General features: G+C 73.9%; 15 protein-coding genes, 2 tRNA genes and 1 riboswitch. Of the genes, 4 read left to right on the plus strand and 13 right to left on the minus strand.

Annotation, left to right across the window (positions count from 1 at the left end; all coding sequences use genetic code 11):
• Positions 1-38: 38 nt before the first annotated feature.
• The 3 genes from lhgO (at position 39) to ACIO92_RS09485 (ending at position 3,834) form a co-directional block, all read left to right on the plus strand.
• Positions 39-1,223, plus strand: a complete 1,185-nt coding sequence (lhgO, locus tag ACIO92_RS09475) for an L-2-hydroxyglutarate oxidase (protein ID WP_366444886.1) — start codon at positions 39-41, stop codon at positions 1,221-1,223.
• 294 nt (positions 1,224-1,517) lie between these two features.
• Positions 1,518-2,237, plus strand: coding sequence for a tRNA (guanosine(46)-N7)-methyltransferase TrmB (gene trmB, locus ACIO92_RS09480; RefSeq protein WP_402280383.1), 720 nt, complete (start codon positions 1,518-1,520; stop codon positions 2,235-2,237).
• A gap of 220 nt (positions 2,238-2,457) precedes the next feature.
• The gene (locus ACIO92_RS09485) at positions 2,458-3,834 is read left to right on the plus strand and encodes a PrsW family intramembrane metalloprotease (RefSeq protein ID WP_402596715.1); all 1,377 of its coding nucleotides are present in this window, start codon (positions 2,458-2,460) and stop codon (positions 3,832-3,834) included.
• 175 nt (positions 3,835-4,009) lie between these two features.
• Here the strand turns inward: ACIO92_RS09485 and ACIO92_RS09490 are convergent, their stop codons facing one another.
• The 9 genes from ACIO92_RS09490 to ACIO92_RS09530 all read right to left on the minus strand — a co-directional run bounded on the left by ACIO92_RS09490 (position 4,010) and on the right by ACIO92_RS09530 (position 12,771).
• Complete coding sequence (locus tag ACIO92_RS09490; protein WP_366444885.1) at positions 4,010-4,954, minus strand: aldo/keto reductase; 945 nt, start codon at positions 4,952-4,954, stop codon at positions 4,010-4,012.
• A 126-nt stretch (positions 4,955-5,080) separates the two neighbouring features.
• On the minus strand, positions 5,081-6,199 hold the full coding sequence (locus ACIO92_RS09495; RefSeq protein WP_366444884.1) for a M23 family metallopeptidase: 1,119 nt from the start codon (positions 6,197-6,199) through the stop codon (positions 5,081-5,083).
• A gap of 11 nt (positions 6,200-6,210) precedes the next feature.
• Positions 6,211-6,356: riboswitch (cyclic di-AMP (ydaO/yuaA leader) on the minus strand.
• A 201-nt stretch (positions 6,357-6,557) separates the two neighbouring features.
• On the minus strand, positions 6,558-7,766 hold the full coding sequence (locus ACIO92_RS09500; protein WP_401235450.1) for a PP2C family protein-serine/threonine phosphatase: 1,209 nt from the start codon (positions 7,764-7,766) through the stop codon (positions 6,558-6,560).
• A gap of 298 nt (positions 7,767-8,064) precedes the next feature.
• Positions 8,065-9,300 (minus strand): MFS transporter, encoded by a 1,236-nt coding sequence (locus tag ACIO92_RS09505; RefSeq protein ID WP_402280334.1) that lies wholly within the window; start codon positions 9,298-9,300, stop codon positions 8,065-8,067.
• Positions 9,297-10,496 (minus strand): PLP-dependent cysteine synthase family protein, encoded by a 1,200-nt coding sequence (locus ACIO92_RS09510; protein WP_366444882.1) that lies wholly within the window; start codon positions 10,494-10,496, stop codon positions 9,297-9,299. Before ACIO92_RS09510 ends, ACIO92_RS09505 begins: the two co-directional genes overlap by 4 nt.
• A gap of 63 nt (positions 10,497-10,559) precedes the next feature.
• Complete coding sequence (locus ACIO92_RS09515; protein WP_366444881.1) at positions 10,560-10,964, minus strand: hypothetical protein; 405 nt, start codon at positions 10,962-10,964, stop codon at positions 10,560-10,562.
• A 143-nt stretch (positions 10,965-11,107) separates the two neighbouring features.
• Positions 11,108-11,848 (minus strand): MerR family transcriptional regulator, encoded by a 741-nt coding sequence (locus ACIO92_RS09520; protein ID WP_366444880.1) that lies wholly within the window; start codon positions 11,846-11,848, stop codon positions 11,108-11,110.
• 116 nt (positions 11,849-11,964) lie between these two features.
• Positions 11,965-12,038 (minus strand) — tRNA-Met (locus tag ACIO92_RS09525).
• A gap of 241 nt (positions 12,039-12,279) precedes the next feature.
• Complete coding sequence (locus ACIO92_RS09530; protein WP_366444879.1) at positions 12,280-12,771, minus strand: rhodanese-like domain-containing protein; 492 nt, start codon at positions 12,769-12,771, stop codon at positions 12,280-12,282.
• A gap of 337 nt (positions 12,772-13,108) precedes the next feature.
• Between ACIO92_RS09530 and ACIO92_RS09535 the strand changes: the two genes are divergently transcribed.
• Positions 13,109-14,023: a sigma-70 family RNA polymerase sigma factor gene (locus tag ACIO92_RS09535; protein WP_402280330.1), complete on the plus strand. Its 915-nt coding sequence runs from the start codon at positions 13,109-13,111 to the stop codon at positions 14,021-14,023.
• 76 nt (positions 14,024-14,099) lie between these two features.
• On the opposite strand, the gene ACIO92_RS09540 is transcribed toward ACIO92_RS09535, so the two are convergent.
• From ACIO92_RS09540 to ACIO92_RS09555, 4 genes are all read right to left on the minus strand, one after another.
• Complete coding sequence (locus ACIO92_RS09540) at positions 14,100-14,693, minus strand: phosphatase PAP2 family protein (protein ID WP_366444877.1); 594 nt, start codon at positions 14,691-14,693, stop codon at positions 14,100-14,102.
• On the minus strand, positions 14,690-16,393 hold the full coding sequence (locus ACIO92_RS09545) for a diacylglycerol kinase family protein (RefSeq protein WP_402280328.1): 1,704 nt from the start codon (positions 16,391-16,393) through the stop codon (positions 14,690-14,692). The genes ACIO92_RS09540 and ACIO92_RS09545 overlap by 4 nt, the downstream gene beginning before the upstream one ends.
• Positions 16,394-16,614: 221 nt before the next feature.
• The gene (locus tag ACIO92_RS09550) at positions 16,615-17,538 is read right to left on the minus strand and encodes an exonuclease domain-containing protein (RefSeq protein ID WP_402280326.1); all 924 of its coding nucleotides are present in this window, start codon (positions 17,536-17,538) and stop codon (positions 16,615-16,617) included.
• Positions 17,539-18,009: 471 nt separating this feature from the next.
• Positions 18,010-18,082 (minus strand) — tRNA-Lys (locus tag ACIO92_RS09555).
• Between the last annotated feature and the right edge of the window lie 144 nt (positions 18,083-18,226).

Raw genomic sequence — 18,226 nt, forward strand, 5'->3', positions numbered from 1 at the left:
GTGGGCCAGTGCACTATCGGGGGTGGGAGGTGGCGCTGGTGTTTGACTGTGACGTGCTGGTGATCGGCGGCGGGATCGTCGGTCTCTCGACGGCGTACGCGCTGACGCGGGCCGCGCCCGGCACCCGGGTCACCGTCCTGGAGAAGGAGCACGCCCTCGCGCGCCACCAGACCGGGCGCAACAGCGGGGTGATCCACAGCGGGATCTACTACCGGCCGGGCTCGCTCAAGGCCCGGTTCGCGGTCGAGGGCGCCGCCGAGATGGTCAAGTTCTGCGCGGAGTGGGACATTCCGCACGAGGTGACGGGGAAGCTCGTCGTCGCCACCGCGCGCGAGGAGCTGCCCCGGCTGCACGCACTCGTGCAGCGCGGCCGGGAGAACGGCATTCCGGTGCGCGAGCTGGGACCGGCGCAGATCAGCGAGTACGAGCCCCGGGTGCGGGGCCTGGCCGCGATCCACGTCGGGACCACCGGCATCTGCGACTACGGAGCGGTGTCCGCGCGGCTCGCCGAGTCCTCCGGCGCCCGGATCGCGTACGGGGCGGAGGTCGTCCAGATCGACCGGCGCCCGTGGGGCGTCGCCGCCCGGACGGCGGACGGCCGGATCGTCCGGGCGCGGGTCCTGGTGAACTGCGCGGGGCTGCACTGCGACCGGATCGCCCGGCTCGCGGGCGACGACCCGGAGATGCGGATCGTCCCCTTCCGGGGGGAGTACTACGAGCTGACCGACCCGTCCCTCGTGCGCGGACTGGTCTATCCGGTGCCCGATCCGGCGTTCCCCTTCCTCGGGGTGCACCTGACCAGGGGCGTCGACGGCGGCGTCCACATCGGGCCGAACGCGGTCCCGGCGCTCGCCCGCGAGGGGTACGGCTGGTCCGTCGTCCGCCCCCGCGAGCTGGCCGGCACCCTCGCCTGGCCCGGCTCCTGGGCCATCGCCCGCGCCCACTGGAGATACGGGGCGGGGGAACTGCGCAGGTCGGTGTCGAAGCGTGCCTTCACCGAGGCGGTACGGCGGCTGCTGCCGGTCGTCGAGGAGTCCGACCTGCGCCGGGCCGCACCCGGCGTACGGGCGCAGGCGGTGCTGCGGGACGGGACGCTCGTCGACGACTTCCTGATCCGCGAGGCCGCCCGTACGGTCCATGTGCTGAACGCGCCCTCGCCCGCCGCGACCGCCTCGCTGCCGATCGGGCGTGAGGTGGCGGGCCGGGCGCTGGCCCTGCTGTAGCCCGCCGCTCCCGGACCGCTCCCGTGGGACGGCCGCTTCCGGCCCGTACGGGCGCGGCCGGACTCGGGAGCCGTACGGGCGGCATGGCCGTGCTCACCGGCCGTACGGGCGCGGCCGTCCCGCCGGGGTGCGCCGGTCCGCCGGGGTCCGCCCCACCCGTAAGGCCCCGGAGCGCCTGAGGGCCGTCGGGCGCGCCGTTAGAATCGGGGCATTGTGTCTGAGCAGCCAGAGAACACCCAGCAGCCCGCCGCCGCGCCCGCCGAAGCCGTCCAGCCCGCGCGGCGGGGCAGCCGGATGTTCGCCCCCGGTGAGGGCCCCCTGCCCGACCCCGCGGGCGCCCACCACGAGCGGCGCATCCGGAGCTTCCAGCCGCGCCGCAGCCGTGTCACCTACGGGCAGGCCGAGGCCATGCTGAAGCGCTGGCCCGACTGGGGTCTCGACATCGACGGCAAGCGGGTCCTCGACCTGGGCGAGATGTTCGACGGTCTCCCGGTCGTCCTGGAGATCGGCTTCGGCATGGGCGAGGCGACCGCGCAGATGGCGGCGGCGGACCCCGGCACCGGCATCCTCGCCGTGGACGTGCACACCCCCGGCCAGGGCAATCTGCTGGGCCTCGCCGACCGGAACGGTCTGACGAACGTGCGGGTCGCCAACGGCGACGCGATCATCCTGCTCCGCGAGATGCTGGAGAAGGACGCCCTCGACGGCTGCCGGGTCTACTTCCCCGACCCGTGGCCCAAGGCCCGCCACCACAAGCGGCGGCTGATCCAGGCCGAGTTCCTCACCCTGCTCGCGACCCGGATGAGGCCCGGTGCCGTGCTGCACTGCGCGACGGACTGGGAGGAGTACGCGGAGCAGATGCTGGAGGTGCTCTCCGCGCACCCCGACTTCGAGAACACGCGGGACGACGGCGGGTACGCGCCCCGCCCCGACTTCCGCCCGGTCACCCGCTTCGAGGGCCAGGGCCTGGACAAGGGCCACGTCGTGCACGACGTCCTCTTCAGCCGGAAGTAGCCGGACCGGGACCGGGACCGGGACCGGGACCGGGACCGGACCGGGGCCGGACCGGGGCCGGGGCGGGCCTGGCCCCATCAGTCGGGCCCGGCACCGGACCCCGACCGGCCCTCACCACCGGACCCGCCGGGACCGGACCCCGCCCGGCCGCCCGCTCGAAGTGACCCTGTCCACGCAATCGCCTCGCCCTGTACCGGTGCCGGTCGTTAGGGTCGCTGACGTGTCGAACCCCGTCCCCACCACAGCGGAGGCCACGGCGGACGCCCTGGCGGAGACCACGGCGGACGCCGCGCCCCAAGCCGCTCCCGTGCCCCACCGGGACACCGAGGAACCGGCCTTCCCGGCCGCCGCCGACCGGTCCCAGTGGCGCTACCGGCCGCGCCGGGACTTCTGGCGCAGCCGGCTGTTCCGGGCCCTCGTGGTCATCACCGTCCTCACGACCTGCGCCCTGGTCATCCTGGCCCTCGTCCGCGAACAGACCGGCACCCAGGGCTTCCTCGTCGGCCTGGGGCTCGCCGTGCTTCCCGTACCGCTGCTCATGGCCGCCTTCCGCTGGCTCGACCGGGTCGAGCCGGGCCCCTGGAAGAACCTGCTCTTCGCGTTCGCGTGGGGCGCCTTCGCCGCCGCGCTCGTCGCGATCCTGGCGAACTCCTTCGCGGTCCGCTGGATCGCGACCGCCACCGCCGACCCCGATTCGGCGGACACCCTCGGCGCGACGGTCGTCGCGCCCGTCGTGGAGGAGAGCGCGAAGGCGGTGGCGATCCTGCTGCTCTTCCTCCTCCGGCGGCGGAACTTCGTCGGGCTCGTCGACGGTGTCGTGATCGCCGGATTCACCGCGACCGGCTTCGCGTTCACCGAGAACATCCTCTACCTCGGCAACGCCTTCGGCGAGGACCAGGAGTTCGGCTCCGCCGGGCTGGGCTCGGTGACCGCCACGACCTTCTTCGTCCGGGTCGTCATGTCACCCTTCGCGCACCCGCTGTTCACCGTGCTCACCGGCATCGGCTTCGGTCTGGCCGCGCTCGCCCCGCGCGGAAGACGGCTGCGGAAGGTGCTGCTCCCGCTCACCGGACTGCTGCTCGCCATGGGACTGCACGCCGCCTGGAACGGCTCGGCCACCTTCGGCGGCCCGCTGGCGTTCTTCGCGGTGTACGGGGTGCTGATGGTCCCGGTCTTCGCCCTGCTGACCTGGCTCGCGCTGTGGAGCAGGCAGCGCGAGCTGCGCACGGTCTCCGGGGAGCTCCCGGCGTACGCGGCGGCGGGCTGGCTCTCCCCCGCCGAGCCCTCGGCGCTCTCCTCGATGCGCGCGCGGCGGCTGGCCCGCTCCTTCGCCGCCCGCGCGTACGGGCCGTCGGCCGCACGGACCGTCGGCGAGTACGAGTCGTTCGCCACGGCCCTGGCGTTCCTGCGGGACCGGGCCCGGCGGGGGGCGGCCGAACCCGATTTCGCCGCCCGCGAGCAGGAGCTGCTCCATCACCTCTGGCAACGGCGGCAGATCGCGTCCCCGGCGCTCACCCACGCGGCGCGGGCGACCGGCCGGGCCTGGTCGCCGCCGCAGTACCTGGACTACGACGGCTACAACCCGTACCGGGGCTGACCGCCCGTCCCCCGTCCCGGGACGTCCCCGCCCGCTGGGACGGACCGCCGGGTTCCGGCCACGCGTACCTTGGGGGGACGACGGAACGGGGTACGGCACGTGCCCCGTTCCGACGGGGGTACGCGGAAGCCCCCGGTCCGGTGGAACGCCGGGCCGGGGGCTTCCGCGCGTCCGGTCAGACGGACGCCTCCGTGAGCAGCTTCAGCTCGGCCTCCGAGAGGGTGAGCCCGGCCGCGGCCACCAGCGCCGGGACCTGCTCGACGGTCCGCGCCGAGGCGATCGGGGCGGCGACGGTCGGGCGGGCGGCGAGCCAGGCGAGGGCGACGGTGGCCGGTTCGGCGCCGTGCGCCCCGGCGACGGTGTCGAGCGCGGAGAGGACGGCCCGGCCGCGCTCGGTGTCCAGGTGCCCGGCCGCCCCGGTGGCGCGGACGCTGTCGACGGCGGCGCCGGGGCGGTACTTGCCGGTGAGGAAGCCCGCGGCGAGGCCGTAGTACGGGACGGCGGAGAGCCCGGCCCGCTCGACGGTCTCCAGGAGGGGGCCCTCGTAGGTGTCGCGGGAGACCAGGTTGTAGTGCGGCTGGAGGGCCACGTACCGGGTGAGGCCCTCGGACTCGGCGAAGTCGAGGGAGGCGCGCAGCCGCTCCGGGGAGATGTTGGAGGCGGCGACGGCCCGCACCTTGCCCTCCTTCACGAGCTGGTCGAGAGCGGTGACGATCTCCTCCACGGGGACCGTCTCGTCGTCGAAGTGGGTGTAGTAGAGGTCGACGCGGTCGGTGCCGAGGCGGCGCAGGGACGCCTCGGCGCCCGCCTTGATGGTGGTCGCGGAGAGGCCCTTGAAGCGCGGGTGGGCGCCGACCTTGGTGGCGACGACGATGTCGTCGCGGTTGCCCCGGGAGGCGAGCCAGCGGCCGATGACCGTCTCGGACTCGCCGCCCTCGTTGCCTTCGGCCCAGGCGGAGTAGGCGTCGGCCGAGTCGACGAAGTTGCCGCCCGCCGCCGCGTAGGCGTCGAGGACCGCGAAGGACTGCGCTTCGTCGGCGGTCCAGCCGAAGACGTTGCCGCCGAGGGCGAGCGGGAAGACGCGCAGGTCGGAACTGCCCAGCGGGCGGAGAGAAGTCATGGGACGCTCAACTTCCGCTTCGCCCGGAGTATTCCGGCCCCATCAGGGTGGGCCCCGTAAGGGAGGGCTCCGGCCCGTAGGGGAGGACCCGGTCCCGTCCCGGAGCGTTCCGGGACGGGGGCGCGGTCAGAGCGACAGGCCCTTGGAGCGGAGCCAGGAGGCCGGGTCGACGCCCGCGCCGCCGGGGGTGTGGACCTCCATGTGGAGGTGGGCGCCGGTGACGTTGCCGGTGGCGCCGACGCGGCCGATGGTCTCGCCGGTGCCGACGGACTGGCCCGCACCGACCGTCATGGACGAGAGGTGGCAGTACCAGACCTCGCTGCCGTCGGGCAGTTCCAGGACGATCCGGTAGCCGTACGAGCCGGACCAGCCCGCCGACTTGATGGTGCCGCCGTGCACCGCCTTGACCGGGGTCCCGGTGGGGGCGGCGAAGTCGAGGCCGGTGTGCTGGCCGGAGGACCACATCGAGCCGGACTGCATGTAGGTGGCGGTGAGGGTGTACGAGGAGACCGGCAGCGAGTAGCTCGCGGCGAGCCGGGCGAGGCGCTCGGCCTCCTCCTTGGCCTTGGCGGCGGCTTCCGCCTCGGCCTTCGCCTCCGCCTCCGCCTTCGCCCTGGCCTTCGCCTCCGCCTCGGCGACCGCCTTCTTCGCGGCCTCGGCCTTGGTCTGCGCCTCCGCCGCCGCCTTCTCGGCCGCCGCCTTCTCCACTGCGGCCTTCTCGGCGGCGACGGCGGAGACCTGCTGCTGTTCGGCCTGCTGGAGGATGCGGGCGCGCAGGGCCTCGCCCGCGTCGCCGGTGGCGCTCGCGGCCGTGACGGTCCGCTCGGCCCGTACGGCGGTGGTGGCGCCCGGCTTCTCGTCGAGGGAGGCGTAGGAGGCGGTCAGCGGGTGCGGGTTGGCACGGGCGACGGGGACCGTCTCGTGGTCCTCCTCGGGGAGGAGGTCGCCGACGAGGGGGAGGTCGTGGGCGTCCGGGAGGTCCGGCAGGGATATCGCGACCTTCGGCTTCTCCTGCGCGGTGGCGAGGCCGCCCGCGCCGACCGCGGCGATGACGCCGACGCCGAGGACCGTGGAGGAACGGGCGAAGTTGGAGCGCTGCTTGACGACCCGGTGCCGGCCGCCGGAGCGGTTCTGGGCGCGGAGGGTGTCCTCGGTCGGGTTCCACTCGGTCCCGGGGGCGGCGGGAGCCGAGCCACCGCCGAAGGCGTCGAAGGGGGTTTCGGGTACGGGAGTGTGGGACGCCACGGGGGCGCGCTCCTTTCCTTCCTTCTCGCCTACCGGGTTAGCTGACGGGTTCGGAGCAGGAAGGTCTCCTACGGGCCGGTCGCACGGGTGCGAAGGGCCCGATTCACCCCAAGTGGTGGTTCCCCGGTTCCCTTTCGGGATTCGGCGCGTGCGCACGGTGCCGCCTCTTGCGACGGCTGGGACGACCGCGCTGCGTTATCGAACGTTAATAGACAGGGGTGCTCGATTCCAAGCTGTCCCTCTTGATCATTAACAGGAATGAGGGGGAATCGGGCGAGTTGGCCGCGCTTCGGTGGAGACCGGCACGGGCGACGAGATCTGACGTTATGTCAATTGTTATCGCAGCGACACCCGGTGACTACAGCCGGTGACCGGGTCTGCCCGGCGGCACCACCGGTATCGTCCGCCGCCTCGCCGGCTGCCCCGCCGCCGGGCGGCTCACCGCGAGCAGGGCCATGTCGTCCGTCGATCCGCCGCCCGTGTGCAGGCGTACGTCGTCCACCAGCGCGTCGAGGAGTTCCTCGGGGCCCGGGAAGATCCGGCCCAGCAGGCGCGCCCCCGGGTCGTAGAAGACGCCCTCCGCGTTCCGCGCCTCCGAGAGGCCGTCGGTGTGGAAGAGCAGGGTCGCGCCCGGCGGGAAGGGCCGCGCCTCGGCCCGGTCGGGCCAACTCGCCAGATCGCCCATGCCGAGGGGCAGCGCGGGCTCGGACGGCTCCAGGAGGTCGAGGCGCCCGTCCCCGTGCAGCAGCAGCGGCGGCGGATGCCCCCGGTTGACCGTCCGTACGAAACCGTCGAAGGTGCCTCCGCCGTCCCCGCGCGGGATCTCGGCGAGGACGGCGGTGGTGAACCCCTCGAAGGCGTCGATGCCCTCTCTCCGGATGCCCTCCCGGGCCAGCGCCCCTTCGAGACGGCGGGCCACGCCCTCCAGGTTCCGTTCCTGCTCGGCCGCCTCCCGGAAGGCCCCGATGATCACGGCGACGGCCTCGACCGCCTCCAGCCCCTTGCCACGGACGTCCCCCACCACCAGCCGCACCCCGTAGGGGGTGTCCTGGACGGCGTACAGGTCGCCGCCGATGAACGCGCCCGCGTGCGCCGCCTCGTACCGGGCCGCGCACTGGAGTCCTCCGATCCGCTCGGCGGGCGTCGGGAGCACGGCCCGCTGCACGGTCTCGGCGATGACCCGCGCCGAGGCGAGCCGCTCGCCGCTGCGGCGCACGACCCGGTTGATGAGGAGGGCGAGCGCGGAGACCGTGGCGACGGTCAGGGTCTCGGTGAGGGCCGGGATACGGCTCGCGGTGTCGTTGTAGAGGTGGAGCCCGGCGGAGGCCAGGACGGCGGCGATCCCGGTGAGCAGGGTCGTCAGGGTGGAGAAGAAGGGCGCGGCGATCAGCGGGGCGGCGGAGAACAGCGGCGAGGCCGTGTACTCGGGCGGGGTCAGGATGTCGTAGACGGCCCCGCCCAGGATGATCAGCGGGGGCAGGGCGCGGATGAACCGCCGGGCGCGCCCGTACGGACGCCCGTCGTCGCCCCGCCATCCGCCGCCCACCGCTCTCAGGGGGTGCCCCACCTGTACTCTCCTGCCCGGTCCGTACCGGCCGCGGCCCCGTACCGCGCCCTCCCAGGGTGGCCGCCGCCGGGCCTGGCGGCGACCCCCGGGGGCCGACTGGCGTACGGAGGGGTGGTGCGGCCCGGAGCCGAGCGGGAGCCCGGCCCCGTAGGGCCCCTACGGCCTCAGGAGCCCTACGGGTCTCACGGGCTTTACGGATCCCCACAGCCCTTAGGGGTCCCACGGATCCCACCGGACTTAGGGGTCCCACGGATCCCACCGGCCTTACGGGTCCACGGGTCCCACAGGCCAGGGCCCCTCACACCCCCAGCCGCCCCCCGCGTGACAGCAGGGCCATCGCCGCCGCGCACATCAGGCCCACCGCGCACAGCGCCAGCCACGGCACCGCCGACCAGCCGGTCACGTCGAGCAGCGCGCCCGTCCCCAGGTTCCCCAGAGTGATCCCGATCCCGCACACGGTGTTGTAGAGCCCGTAGTGGGTGGCCACCCAGCGGCCCTTGGCCAGGGCGACGACGGTGTCCATCTCGTACGGGTAGAGCACCGCGTTCGCCACGGCCAGGACCGCCGCGCAGAGCAGCAGCCCCGGCAGGCCCCGGCCCAGGGCCGCCGGGAGCAGGAACGCCCCGCCCATCAGGGCGAGCCCGAGGACCAGGCACCGCTCCCGGCTCAGGCGCCGCTTGCACCAGGCGGTGATCCGCAGCTGTCCGGCCAGCGCGACCAGCGCCGAGACGACGAAGAGCGCCGTCGTGGGGCCCGTCCCGCCCGCCGCGAGCGGCAGCGCCAGATAGACCTGGAAGGACAGCACGTACGAGCCGGTCATGGCCAGCGAGAAGAGCCAGAAGGTCCGGTGGGAGAGGACCGTGCGGAACTGCCCCCGCCCTTCCCCGTCCTCGGTCTCCTTCGCGTCCTTCCCGCCCCTTACGGGCATGTACCGGAGCTGCACCAGGGTCAGTACGGCGAACAGCACCGCCGCCACCAGGCACGTCAACTGGAACGACACCCCCGTCAGGGCCACCCCGACGAGCGGCCCGAGCAGGATGCCCGCCTGGTAGTAGACGTTGAACAGGGCGAAGGCCTCCACCCGGCGCTCCTCTCCCGCCTCCGCCGCGAGGCAGGCACGGACGGCGGGGTTGAACAGCGCACCCGCGAGGCCCGTCGCCAGGGACGCGGCGATCAGCATCGGCAGCGACTGGGCGAACGCGAGCGCCCCGAACCCGGCCGTCCGCAGCGCGCAGCCCGCCACGATGAGCGGCTTGAAGCCGAAGCGGTCGGCGAGCGCCCCGCCGACCAGGAACATCCCCTGCTGGGAGAGGTTCCGGGCGCCGAGGACGAGCCCGACCGCCCAGGCCGCCATGCCGAGCCCGTCCGCGAGGTGCGCGGCGAGGTACGGCATGAGCATGTAGAAGCCGAGGTTGATGGTGAGCTGGTTGAGGAAGAGGAGCCGGACGGCCGGTTCGAAGCCCCGGCTCTGCCTCCACACCCCGCCCCGGGCCGCCTTCGCGGGACCCGGGGTGGTGCCGGTCGTGCTGCTCAACGGTTCCGTCCCGCCCGGTCCATGGCCCTGCGGGTCCAGCCGTCGACGGGCGTGCCGTCCTCGTACCCGGCCGGGTCCTCCCGTACGGGCCCGTCGAGCAGGCCGTGCGCGGTGCAGAACTCGTCGTTGAAGACGGTGTCGAAGTAGCGCTGCGGCCCGTCGGGGAAGACGGCCGCGATCCGGGTGCCGCGCGGCCGGGTGCGGGCCAGCCAGCCGGCGACGAGCGCCACCGCGCCGACGCTCCAGCCGCCGGTCGCGAAGTGCCGCGAGGCCAGGCGGCGGGCCGCCCGTACCGCCTCGGCGGGGCCCACCCAGTGGACCTCGTCGAAGGCCCCGTGGTCCACGTTGCCCGGGTGGATGGAGGAACCGAGGCCGCGCATCAGCCGCTCCCCCGCGGGCAGTCCGAAGACGGTGGAGCCGATGGAGTCGACGCCGACGAGTTCGAGGGCGGGGCTGCTGGTGGCGCGCAGGGCGCGGGCGATGCCGCCCGAGTGGCCGCCGGTGCCGACCGCGCAGACGAGCACGTCGATCCGGTCGAGCTGCCCGGACAGTTCGGCCGCGAGCCCGGTGTAGGCCTCGGGGTTGTCGGGGTTCCCGTACTGGTTGGGCCACCAGGCCCCGTCGAGGGCCCCGAGGAGTTCGGTGACCCGGTCCATCCGGGCCTGCTGCCAGCCGCCGTGCGGGCTCGGCTCCGGCACGACGTGGACGCGGGCGCCGTGGGCGACGAGCATCCGCTCGACGATCGGTTCGAGCCCGGGGTCGGTGACGACGTGCACGGGGTGGCCGTGCAGCACCCCGGCGAGGGCGAGCCCGAGCCCGAGGGTCCCCGAGGTCGATTCGACGATCGGGGCGCCGGGCCGCAGCTCTCCGCGCCGACGGGCCCGCTCGACCATGTGGAGGGCGGCACGGTCCTTGATGCCGCCGAAGTTGAAGCCTTCGAGCTTGGCCCAGTAGCCGTCGTCGGTCCACAGGACGGGCGTGTTGCCGACGGTCTGCTCGGCGAGCGGCAGCAGCCCCCCGGGCAGCGTCCGGTCCGTGGGCGACAGCGGGCCCGTGGGGAAGCCGGGGGACGAAGACGAAGGGGACGAGGGGGATGCCACGGGGCCCGGGGAGGTCCGGGTCTCCCCGGAGACCGGGGGGACGGGTGCGACCGGGGAGGTCGCGGACAGTGTGGTGCCGGGCAGCGAGGTGCTCATGACGGATACGTCCTTGGGATGGCATGGGGAAGGAACCTGGTCACGCGTGAGGCGGGACCCGGCTCAGTTCCGGTCCACTCCGAGGGCGATCAGCAGCCTGCCCGGCTGGGGGCCGGGGCCCGCCCGGCCCCGGACGCACCGCGCGCGGGGGTCGTCGCCGAGGACGGAGACGTACGGCAGGAGGACGGCCCCGCCCGCGTCGGGTGTGGCCAGGGAGGCGGCGGAGTACTGCGCGGGGAGGTGGGCGTCGAAGGACCAGCCGCTCCCGGACTGCTCGCAACCGTGCGGCAGGGCGGGCGCGGAGACCGTGGCCTCGGCGCCGGACGAGGGCAGTATGTGCCCCTGCGCGCCGTGGCAGACGCTGACGACGAGCGCGAGGAGCGCGAGCAGGACGAGGAGGGCGGGCGCCCTCCGGTGCACATCGGCGGGCGCCCGCCGATGCACGCCCGTCACAGTGTCGTCACTCATGGTGTGCGCGACACTACGATGGGACACCGCCCGCCCGCAAAACGGCGGGCGCGGTTTTGGACAGCGTTTACTTCCGGTGCTTCCGGGACTTCCGACTGCCGGAGCCGTCCGGCTCCGGACCCCCGGCGCGCCCGGCCTCCCGGCTAGAGGTCGCGCTCCGCGTAGATCTCCAGCGCGTCCCGGACCAGGACGGCGGTGCCCTCGCCGTGCTGGTCGTAGTGGGCGGCGAAGCGCGGGTCGTCGACGTACATACGGCCGAGACCGATCACGTACTCCTTGCTCGGGACCGCGGTCGCCGAGAGCCAGACGACCTGGCGCCGCGCGATCTCCTGCACCGCGTCGTCACCGGCGCCGAGCCCGTCCGCGAGGGCTCGCGCGAAGTCCCGGGCGATGACCTTCTGCTCGTCGAGGAAAGCCCTGCGCTCCCCCTCGCCCAGCCCCCGCCACCACTGGTCGCCCTTCTGGTGAGCGTCACGCCCCCAGCGCTCGGCGACCTCCTTCTCGTACACCGTGTGGTCGAAACCGTCGAACACTTCGTCGGCCATGAGTTCCTCTCCCTTTTCGGTCCTGTCGAGAGTGGTCCGTACGGACGCGATCCGGCGTCCCAGCAGCTCGCGCTCCTGCTCCAGGAGCGCGAGATGGGTCCGCAGGGCCGCCGCCGTGTCCCGCTGCCCCGCGAGGAGCTCGGCGATGGCGGACAGCGAGAGCCCCAGCTCGCGCAGCAGCAGGATGCGCTGGAGCCGTACGAGCGCAGCCTGGTCGTAGTACCGGTAACCGTTCGCGCCGATCCGGCTCGGCTCCAGCAGTCCGCGCTCTCCGTAGTGCCGGAGGGTGCGGCTGGTGGTGCCCGCTTTCCTGGCGACCTCTTGGATCGACCACTCCATGCCGAGAACGCTAGAACTTGACGCCGCGTAAAGGTCAAGCCGCGCGGGCGGGGCCGGGGCGCACACGACGAAGGCCCGGATCCAGTGACTGGATCCGGGCCTTCGCTGCTACTGAGTAGCGGGGACAGGATTTGAACCTGCGACCTCTGGGTTATGAGCCCAGCGAGCTACCGAGCTGCTCCACCCCGCGTCGGTAAACACGACTCTACGTCATGACCGGGGCGATCCGGAAATCGGACTCCACCAGCACCGCGAAACGCGGATCGCCGACACTGGCGAGCAGGGGCCAGGCACCGGCGACCGGGGGCATCCGCGCTGGTCACCGGGGGTTTCAGCACCGGCCACGGGCCGACGACGGCGCCGACCACCGGGGGACGTCAGCGCCGACCCCGGGCTGGCCGTCCACACCGGCCACCGGCCACCGGCCGACATCAGCAGCCGCACTCGCCCTCGACCGGCGCCGTGAGCGGGTCCGCGGTCTTCTCCGCGGGGCCCTCCCACGTCTCGTACGCGAAGCCCTCCCGGACCCAGTACTCGAAGCCTCCGAGCATCTCCTTCACCTGGAATCCCCGCTCGGCGAGGGCCAGCGCGGCGCGCGTGGCACCGTTGCAGCCGGGACCCCAGCAGTACGTGACCACCGGCACCGCCCGGTCGAGCAGCCGCTCGGCCTGCTCCGCGATCAGCGCGGTCGGCAGGTGCGTCGCGCCGGGCACGTGCCCCTGGTCCCACGAGGCGGTCGAGCGCGAGTCGATCACCACGAAGCCCGGGTCGGTGCCGTCGGCCGCGGCGGTGGCCAGCGCGGACGCCACATCGGAGACGTCCGCGTGGAAGGCCAGGCTCGCGGAGAAGTACGCGGCAGCGGCGGCGGGCGAGGCCGGCGGGGTCCGGAGAACGGGGTTGACCTGCGTCGATGTCGTCGTCATGGTGATCAATCTACGGACGGCGACCAGCGGGCTGAAGCGACGATCCACGGCGATCGAGGCCACTGGCCGGGGAATCCCGGGCGTTCACCCCGAGACGGCGTGGATCTCACACACCGGACCGGACGAGCCGGAAACGAGCCGGACCGGAGCGCACCGGCCCGTTGCGGGACGAGCCGCCGCCCGCGCGCCACGAGCACCGCCGAGGCCCGTGTCACATCGGCGCGGTCCGATCCGTCATGAGGGCATGGGCATGACGGTGGTACGCGAACGGGGGAACCGACGAGTGGACCGGCGAGTGGACCGGGAAGACCGACCGGCGGACCGGGAAGACCGGCGCATGGACCGCGACGAGGAACCGCTGGCCCGGCGCTTCGAGGCCGACCGGGCCCGGCTGCGCGCGGTGGCCTACCGGATGCTGGGCTCGCTCGGCGAAGCCGAGGACGCCGTCCAGGAGACCTGGCTCAAGCTCCACCGCAGCGACGTCGACGCCGTGACCAACCTCAGCGGCTGGCTGACCACCGTCATCGGCCGCGTCTGCCTCGACATGCTCCGCTCGCGCGGCTCCCGCCGCGAGGCACCCCTGGAGCACCACGTCCCCGACCCCGTCGCCCGGGTCGCCGACACCACCGACCCCGAGCGCGCCGCCGAACTCACCGAGTCCGTCGGCCTCGCCCTGCTGGTCGTCCTGGAGACCCTCTCCCCCGCCGAACGGCTCGCCTTCGTCCTGCACGACATGTTCGCCGTCTCCTTCGACGAGATCGCGCCCGTCGTGGACCGCACCCCGGCCGCCGCCCGGCAGCTCGCCAGCCGCGCCCGCCGCCGCGTACGGGACGCCGCACCCGCCGTCGCACCCGCCGCCGGGCCGGACGTCCGGCGCGGACGGGAGATCGCCGACGCGTTCCTCACCGCCGCGCACGGCGGGGACTTCGAGGGGCTGCTCGCCGTCCTCGACCCCGACGTGGTGCTGCGCGCGGACGGCGGCCGGACCCTCGCCGCCGTCTCCAAGGTCGTCCGGGGCGCCGAAGCCGTCATCGCCCAGGCCCTCGCCTACGCCCGGTTCCGTACGGGACGCCTCCCGATGGTCGTCAACGGCGCGCCCGCCGTCCTCTCGGTCACGGACGGGCGGCCCGGCGCGCTCATGGTCTTCACCGTCGCGGGGGACCGGATCGTGGAACTGCACATCCTGGCCGACCCGGAGCGGATCGCCGCGCTGGGCCTCACGGAGGAGGATCTGGCGCGGGCGACGGGCTGAGCGGCGAGGGAAGCGTCCGGGGGCCGGGGCGGAGGCGGGGCAGGGGCGGGGCCCCTGAGGATCCCTTGAGGGCCGGTCACTTCCTCCAGGTGCGCGGCAGGGACGCGCCGACCGCCAGCGACACGACGGCGCTCCCCATGCCGAGGACCGCGCCCGCGGCGACATCACCGGGATAGTGCACGCCCGTGTGGACCCGGGAGTAGCCGACGGCCATCGCGAGCACCTGGAGGGGGACCGCCGCCGGGGGCAGCACCACGCCCACGGCGGTCGCGAAGGCGACCGCCGACGCGGTGTGCCCGGACGGGAACGACGCCGAGTCCGGCATCGGCACGTACCGGCCCGCCACCACCCGGACCGCCTCCCGGTCCGGGCGCGGCCTGCGGACCAGCCGCTTCCCGAACAGGTTCGCGGAGGCCGAGGCCACCGCGACGGCCCCGAGCCCGGCGAGCGCCGCCCGGCGCGGACGCCCCGGGAAGAGGGCCAGCGCACCCGCCACCGCGAAGGAGATCTTGGAGTGGTTCGCGGTGGTGGAGAGCCTGCGCAGGCCCGTGTCGAGCGTGGGCGTAGGAGTGGCGGCGACGGCCGCGTACACGGCTCCGTCGAGCGCGCGAAGATCCCGGAGCACCGCCCGGAGGGGTCGGGTCGTGGTCGTTCCGGTGGTGCCGGTCATGTGCCGCTCCTCGGTGCGGGGTGATGGTTCGGAGGGAAGGCGAGCCGGACGACCCGCCGCCAGTCGATGGGCGGCTGGGGGTCCGCGGCCCCGGGCCGGTGCCGCGGCACGAGCACCCGCAGCGCCCGGGGCCGGAGCACACAGACGACGGGGGTGTCCATGACCAGCGCCTCACCGTCGACGGCGACGGCGATGGAGGTGGAGGTGGAGGTGAGACCGGTCCCGGAGCTGGTCCCGATCCCGGAGTCGGAGCCGGTACGGGACTCGGTACGGGAATCAGAGCCGGTACGGGAATCGGAGCCGGTACGGGACTCGGCTCCGAGGCCGGAACCGGAGGCGGGGCCGGTCCCGGAGCCGGGGGCCGAGCCGGGCCCCGGCGCCGGATCGCCGCCGCCCGGGGAGCTGCCCCCGGAGCCGGACGCGGGCCCCCGACCGGAGTCGGACCCCTCACCGGAGTCCGGGTCCGGAGCGGACCCGGACTCCGGGCCGGGGCCCGAGAACAGGCCGGGTCCGGGGCCCGTCGGTGCCTCCGCCTTGCCCGTGACCTCGACGCGGGTCGCGGTCAGGACGTTCAGGCCGGTCGCCTGGGCCCCCCGTACCGCCAGTTCCGCGGCCTGCGCGGCGCCGTCGACGCGGATGCCGATCACGCCCAGCGTGCCGCCGTCGAGCCGGGGCCGCCGTACCGTGGCCGCGCCGAACGGGTCGGGCACGACGTACGGGTTGTTGCTGACGAGCAGGGCCTGCTGGGCCGGGAGCGGGGCACCGTCCACGAGTGCGTCGAGCCGGTCGCCCTCGCCGCCCTGGAGCAGGTCGGGCAGGACGTCGAACGCGGTGCCCGCCTTCGCGTCGCGGTACTCGGGGCGCTGGACGACGTCCGCGTACACGCCGAAGGAGACCGTGTTGACGAAGGGGCGGCCGGAGACCCAGCCCAGGTCGACGCGGAGTTCCTCGCCGTCGACGAGCGCGTCGAGGCAGTTCGCCGGGTCGACCCGGTCGAGGCCGAGGTCGAGGGCGAAGTGGTTGCGGGTTCCCGCCGAGACGACGAGGAACGGCAGGTCGTGCTCGGCGGCCACGGCGGCGACGAGCGCCTGGGTGCCGTCACCGCCCGCCACCCCGAGCAGATCGGCGCCGTCGGCGACGGCCTGACGGGCCAGCGCGGCGACGTCGGTCTCGGCGGAGGGGTCGATCAGGATCACCCGGGCGCCGAGGCGTTCGGCGCGCTCGACGAGCCCGAAGCGGCCGACCTTCCCGCCCCCGGACTTCGGGTTCATGATCAGGACGGGCCTCCGGGGCCGGGGCCGCCGCTCGCCGCGCGCCCGGTCGGTCCGCCCGGCGTCGCCGCGCGCCGCCCGCAGGCGGCGCAGCGAGGCCCGCCCGCAGAGCGCCGCCCCGGCCCACAGGACGAGGGCGACGAGCGCGATCAGCCACAGCCCGCCGACGACGTAGAGGCTGAGCACGGCGAGGGGCGCGCCGACCGCGAGGAGCGCGCCGAGGACGCGCACCGTCCCCCGGTGCGCGAGGAACCACCAGAGGCCCACGGCCGAACAGGCGAACCCGACGAGCCCGCTGAACAGGATCAGCAGCCCCCCGGCACCGAGCCCGGTCAGCAGGACGACGGCACTGGCCGCCGCGGCCCCCAGCGCGCACCGGGCCAGCAGTCTGGCCTCCCCCACCGGATCACCGGATCCGCTCTCCACCATCGACCCCACCTCCACCGTGTCGGACGTCCCCGCCCAGATTCCCCCACGCCACCCGGCACCGCGCCCCGGGAAACCCTTCCGGCCCGGCACCGTCACTCTCCTACCCGTACAACGCGGGACATGCCTCAGGGGGTTGAGCGGCGGGGACGCCTGAGCGACCCCGGAACCTCCGACCGGCCCGGTGGTACCTGGTCAGTCAGGTGTGGGCAGGGGGCAGAGGTTCAGCTTCCGAGACGGCGAAGGAACTCGTCCTCGTCCACGACCTCGATGGGCCAGCCGGCATCGAGCAGGGCCCGCGCTTCCTTCAGCTTGCCGCTCAGTGTGTCGCCGGGCTTGAGCTGGGTCTGCGTCGCGGAAACCAGGATGTCGGTCTTCCTGGTCACCGTCTTCACGGGCTGGGCTCCGGCCTCGGCGAGGCGGTCGAACGCATCGGTGCGCTTCATCGAGGTCAGGGTGCCGGTAAGGCAGACGGTCAGTCCGTACAGAGCCCCTTCGGGGTCGGCGGCGGGGTTGGCACTGGGGACGGGCAAGAGGTCACGGCGGCTCTCGCCCCGGTACCGGCTGCCGTGCCACTGGCGGTCGGCGGTCATGGAGCCCCAGCGGATCCGGTGCTTGTCGAGCAACTCGTCGAGTGTCGTCGTGCCGGCTTCGCGCATGGCCGAGAGCATGATCTCGGCAGAGGCCCGGGAGTCCACTCCGGCCTGGTGATGATCGGTGAAGGCGTGCCCGGCAGCGTCCATGCAGTAGGGCAGTCCGTAGGACAACAGCTTCCAGGTACGGCGGGCGACGACCTGGGAACAGGTGTACCGGAGCTCGGGCCAGGCGATGCCTTCGGTGTCGCAGGCGGCCCGGATGACGCCGAAGTCGAAACCGGCGTTGTGGGCGACCAAGGGCCGCCCGTCGGCGAAGGAGAGGATCTCGGCGAGCGCGGCCTTCCAACCGGGCGCGGCGACGACGTCGGTCGCCTGGATGCCATGGACCCGTACGTTGTAGGGGTCGAAGCGGCCGAGCGCGGGCGGCGGCTGTATCAGCGTGCTCCAAGTGCCCGTGACGGCTTGCCCGTCGACTGCTGTCATGCCGACGGAGCACGCGCTGCCACGGTGCTCGTTCGCCGTCTCGAAATCGATCGCTACCCAGGAAGACATGACTGAAGTGTCCTGAAGCGGTCTACGGGACGACAGGGCCGAAAGTCTCCCCCGACGTCCGCTGCGCCAGCCACTCCGCAGGTGAGAGCGACCGGGGCGTTCCCGGATCTGCCGACGTCGACAGCTCTCCGCCCCGCCGACGTGCTGCTCGGTCCCGGCGAACCACCACGCCGGACAGATGAGTCTCGGCCTCCCGTAGGTGACCCGTCGAAGTCGCGGGAAGGCGGGAAGTCCGTAGTCCGGTGGGCGGCTCACGGCAGCCGGAGGCCCACCGGGCGGCCTTCGGCTGCCGGACGTACCGGCGGGCACGGCCGGGACGCACTCTCCGTACGGGTCATCAGGGACGAAGGCGTCAGCCGTCGGAGGCCTCGCTCACGCACCGAGCCCTCCGACGAAGAAGCGCTCCACCCGGCCAAAGCCGGGTGGAGCGCTTCTTCACAGGTCACAGGCTTGCGCCCGCCCGGTGCTCGGTAGGCCGTGTGGGACTCGAACCCACAACCAACGGATTAAAAGTCCGCTGCTCTGCCAATTGAGCTAACGGCCCGTGGACAGCACACCCGTGCAGCATAGCCCGAGAGGCACCCGGAACCGATCGGGTATCCGACACGGGGGGTCTCGTGCCGTGGGGTGGGGGCCGGGGCGGGCGGCGGGGTCCGCCGTCCGCCCCGGCCGCCGCCGTCCGCCCCGG

Origin of the sequence: Streptomyces sp. NPDC087215 (assembly GCF_044744885.1) — a bacterium.
In the GTDB taxonomy this organism is placed as follows: Bacteria; Actinomycetota; Actinomycetes; order Streptomycetales; family Streptomycetaceae; genus Streptomyces.

Excerpts from the sequence above, each read along its gene's own strand:
- ACIO92_RS09510 (WP_366444882.1), bottom strand. The coding sequence starts at position 10,496 with ATGAGCACCTCGCTGCCCGGCACCACACTGTCCGCGACCTCCCCGGTC.
- ACIO92_RS09530 (WP_366444879.1), bottom strand. The coding sequence starts at position 12,771 with ATGACGACGACATCGACGCAGGTCAACCCCGTTCTCCGGACCCCGCCG.
- ACIO92_RS09535 (WP_402280330.1), top strand. The coding sequence starts at position 13,109 with ATGGACCGCGACGAGGAACCGCTGGCCCGGCGCTTCGAGGCCGACCGG.
- ACIO92_RS09515 (WP_366444881.1), bottom strand. The coding sequence starts at position 10,964 with ATGAGTGACGACACTGTGACGGGCGTGCATCGGCGGGCGCCCGCCGAT.
- ACIO92_RS09550 (WP_402280326.1), bottom strand. The coding sequence starts at position 17,538 with ATGTCTTCCTGGGTAGCGATCGATTTCGAGACGGCGAACGAGCACCGT.
- ACIO92_RS09520 (WP_366444880.1), bottom strand. The coding sequence starts at position 11,848 with ATGGAGTGGTCGATCCAAGAGGTCGCCAGGAAAGCGGGCACCACCAGC.
- ACIO92_RS09540 (WP_366444877.1), bottom strand. The coding sequence starts at position 14,693 with ATGACCGGCACCACCGGAACGACCACGACCCGACCCCTCCGGGCGGTG.
- ACIO92_RS09545 (WP_402280328.1), bottom strand. The coding sequence starts at position 16,393 with ATGGTGGAGAGCGGATCCGGTGATCCGGTGGGGGAGGCCAGACTGCTG.
- ACIO92_RS09490 (WP_366444885.1), bottom strand. The coding sequence starts at position 4,954 with ATGACTTCTCTCCGCCCGCTGGGCAGTTCCGACCTGCGCGTCTTCCCG.
- trmB (WP_402280383.1), top strand. The coding sequence starts at position 1,518 with ATGTTCGCCCCCGGTGAGGGCCCCCTGCCCGACCCCGCGGGCGCCCAC.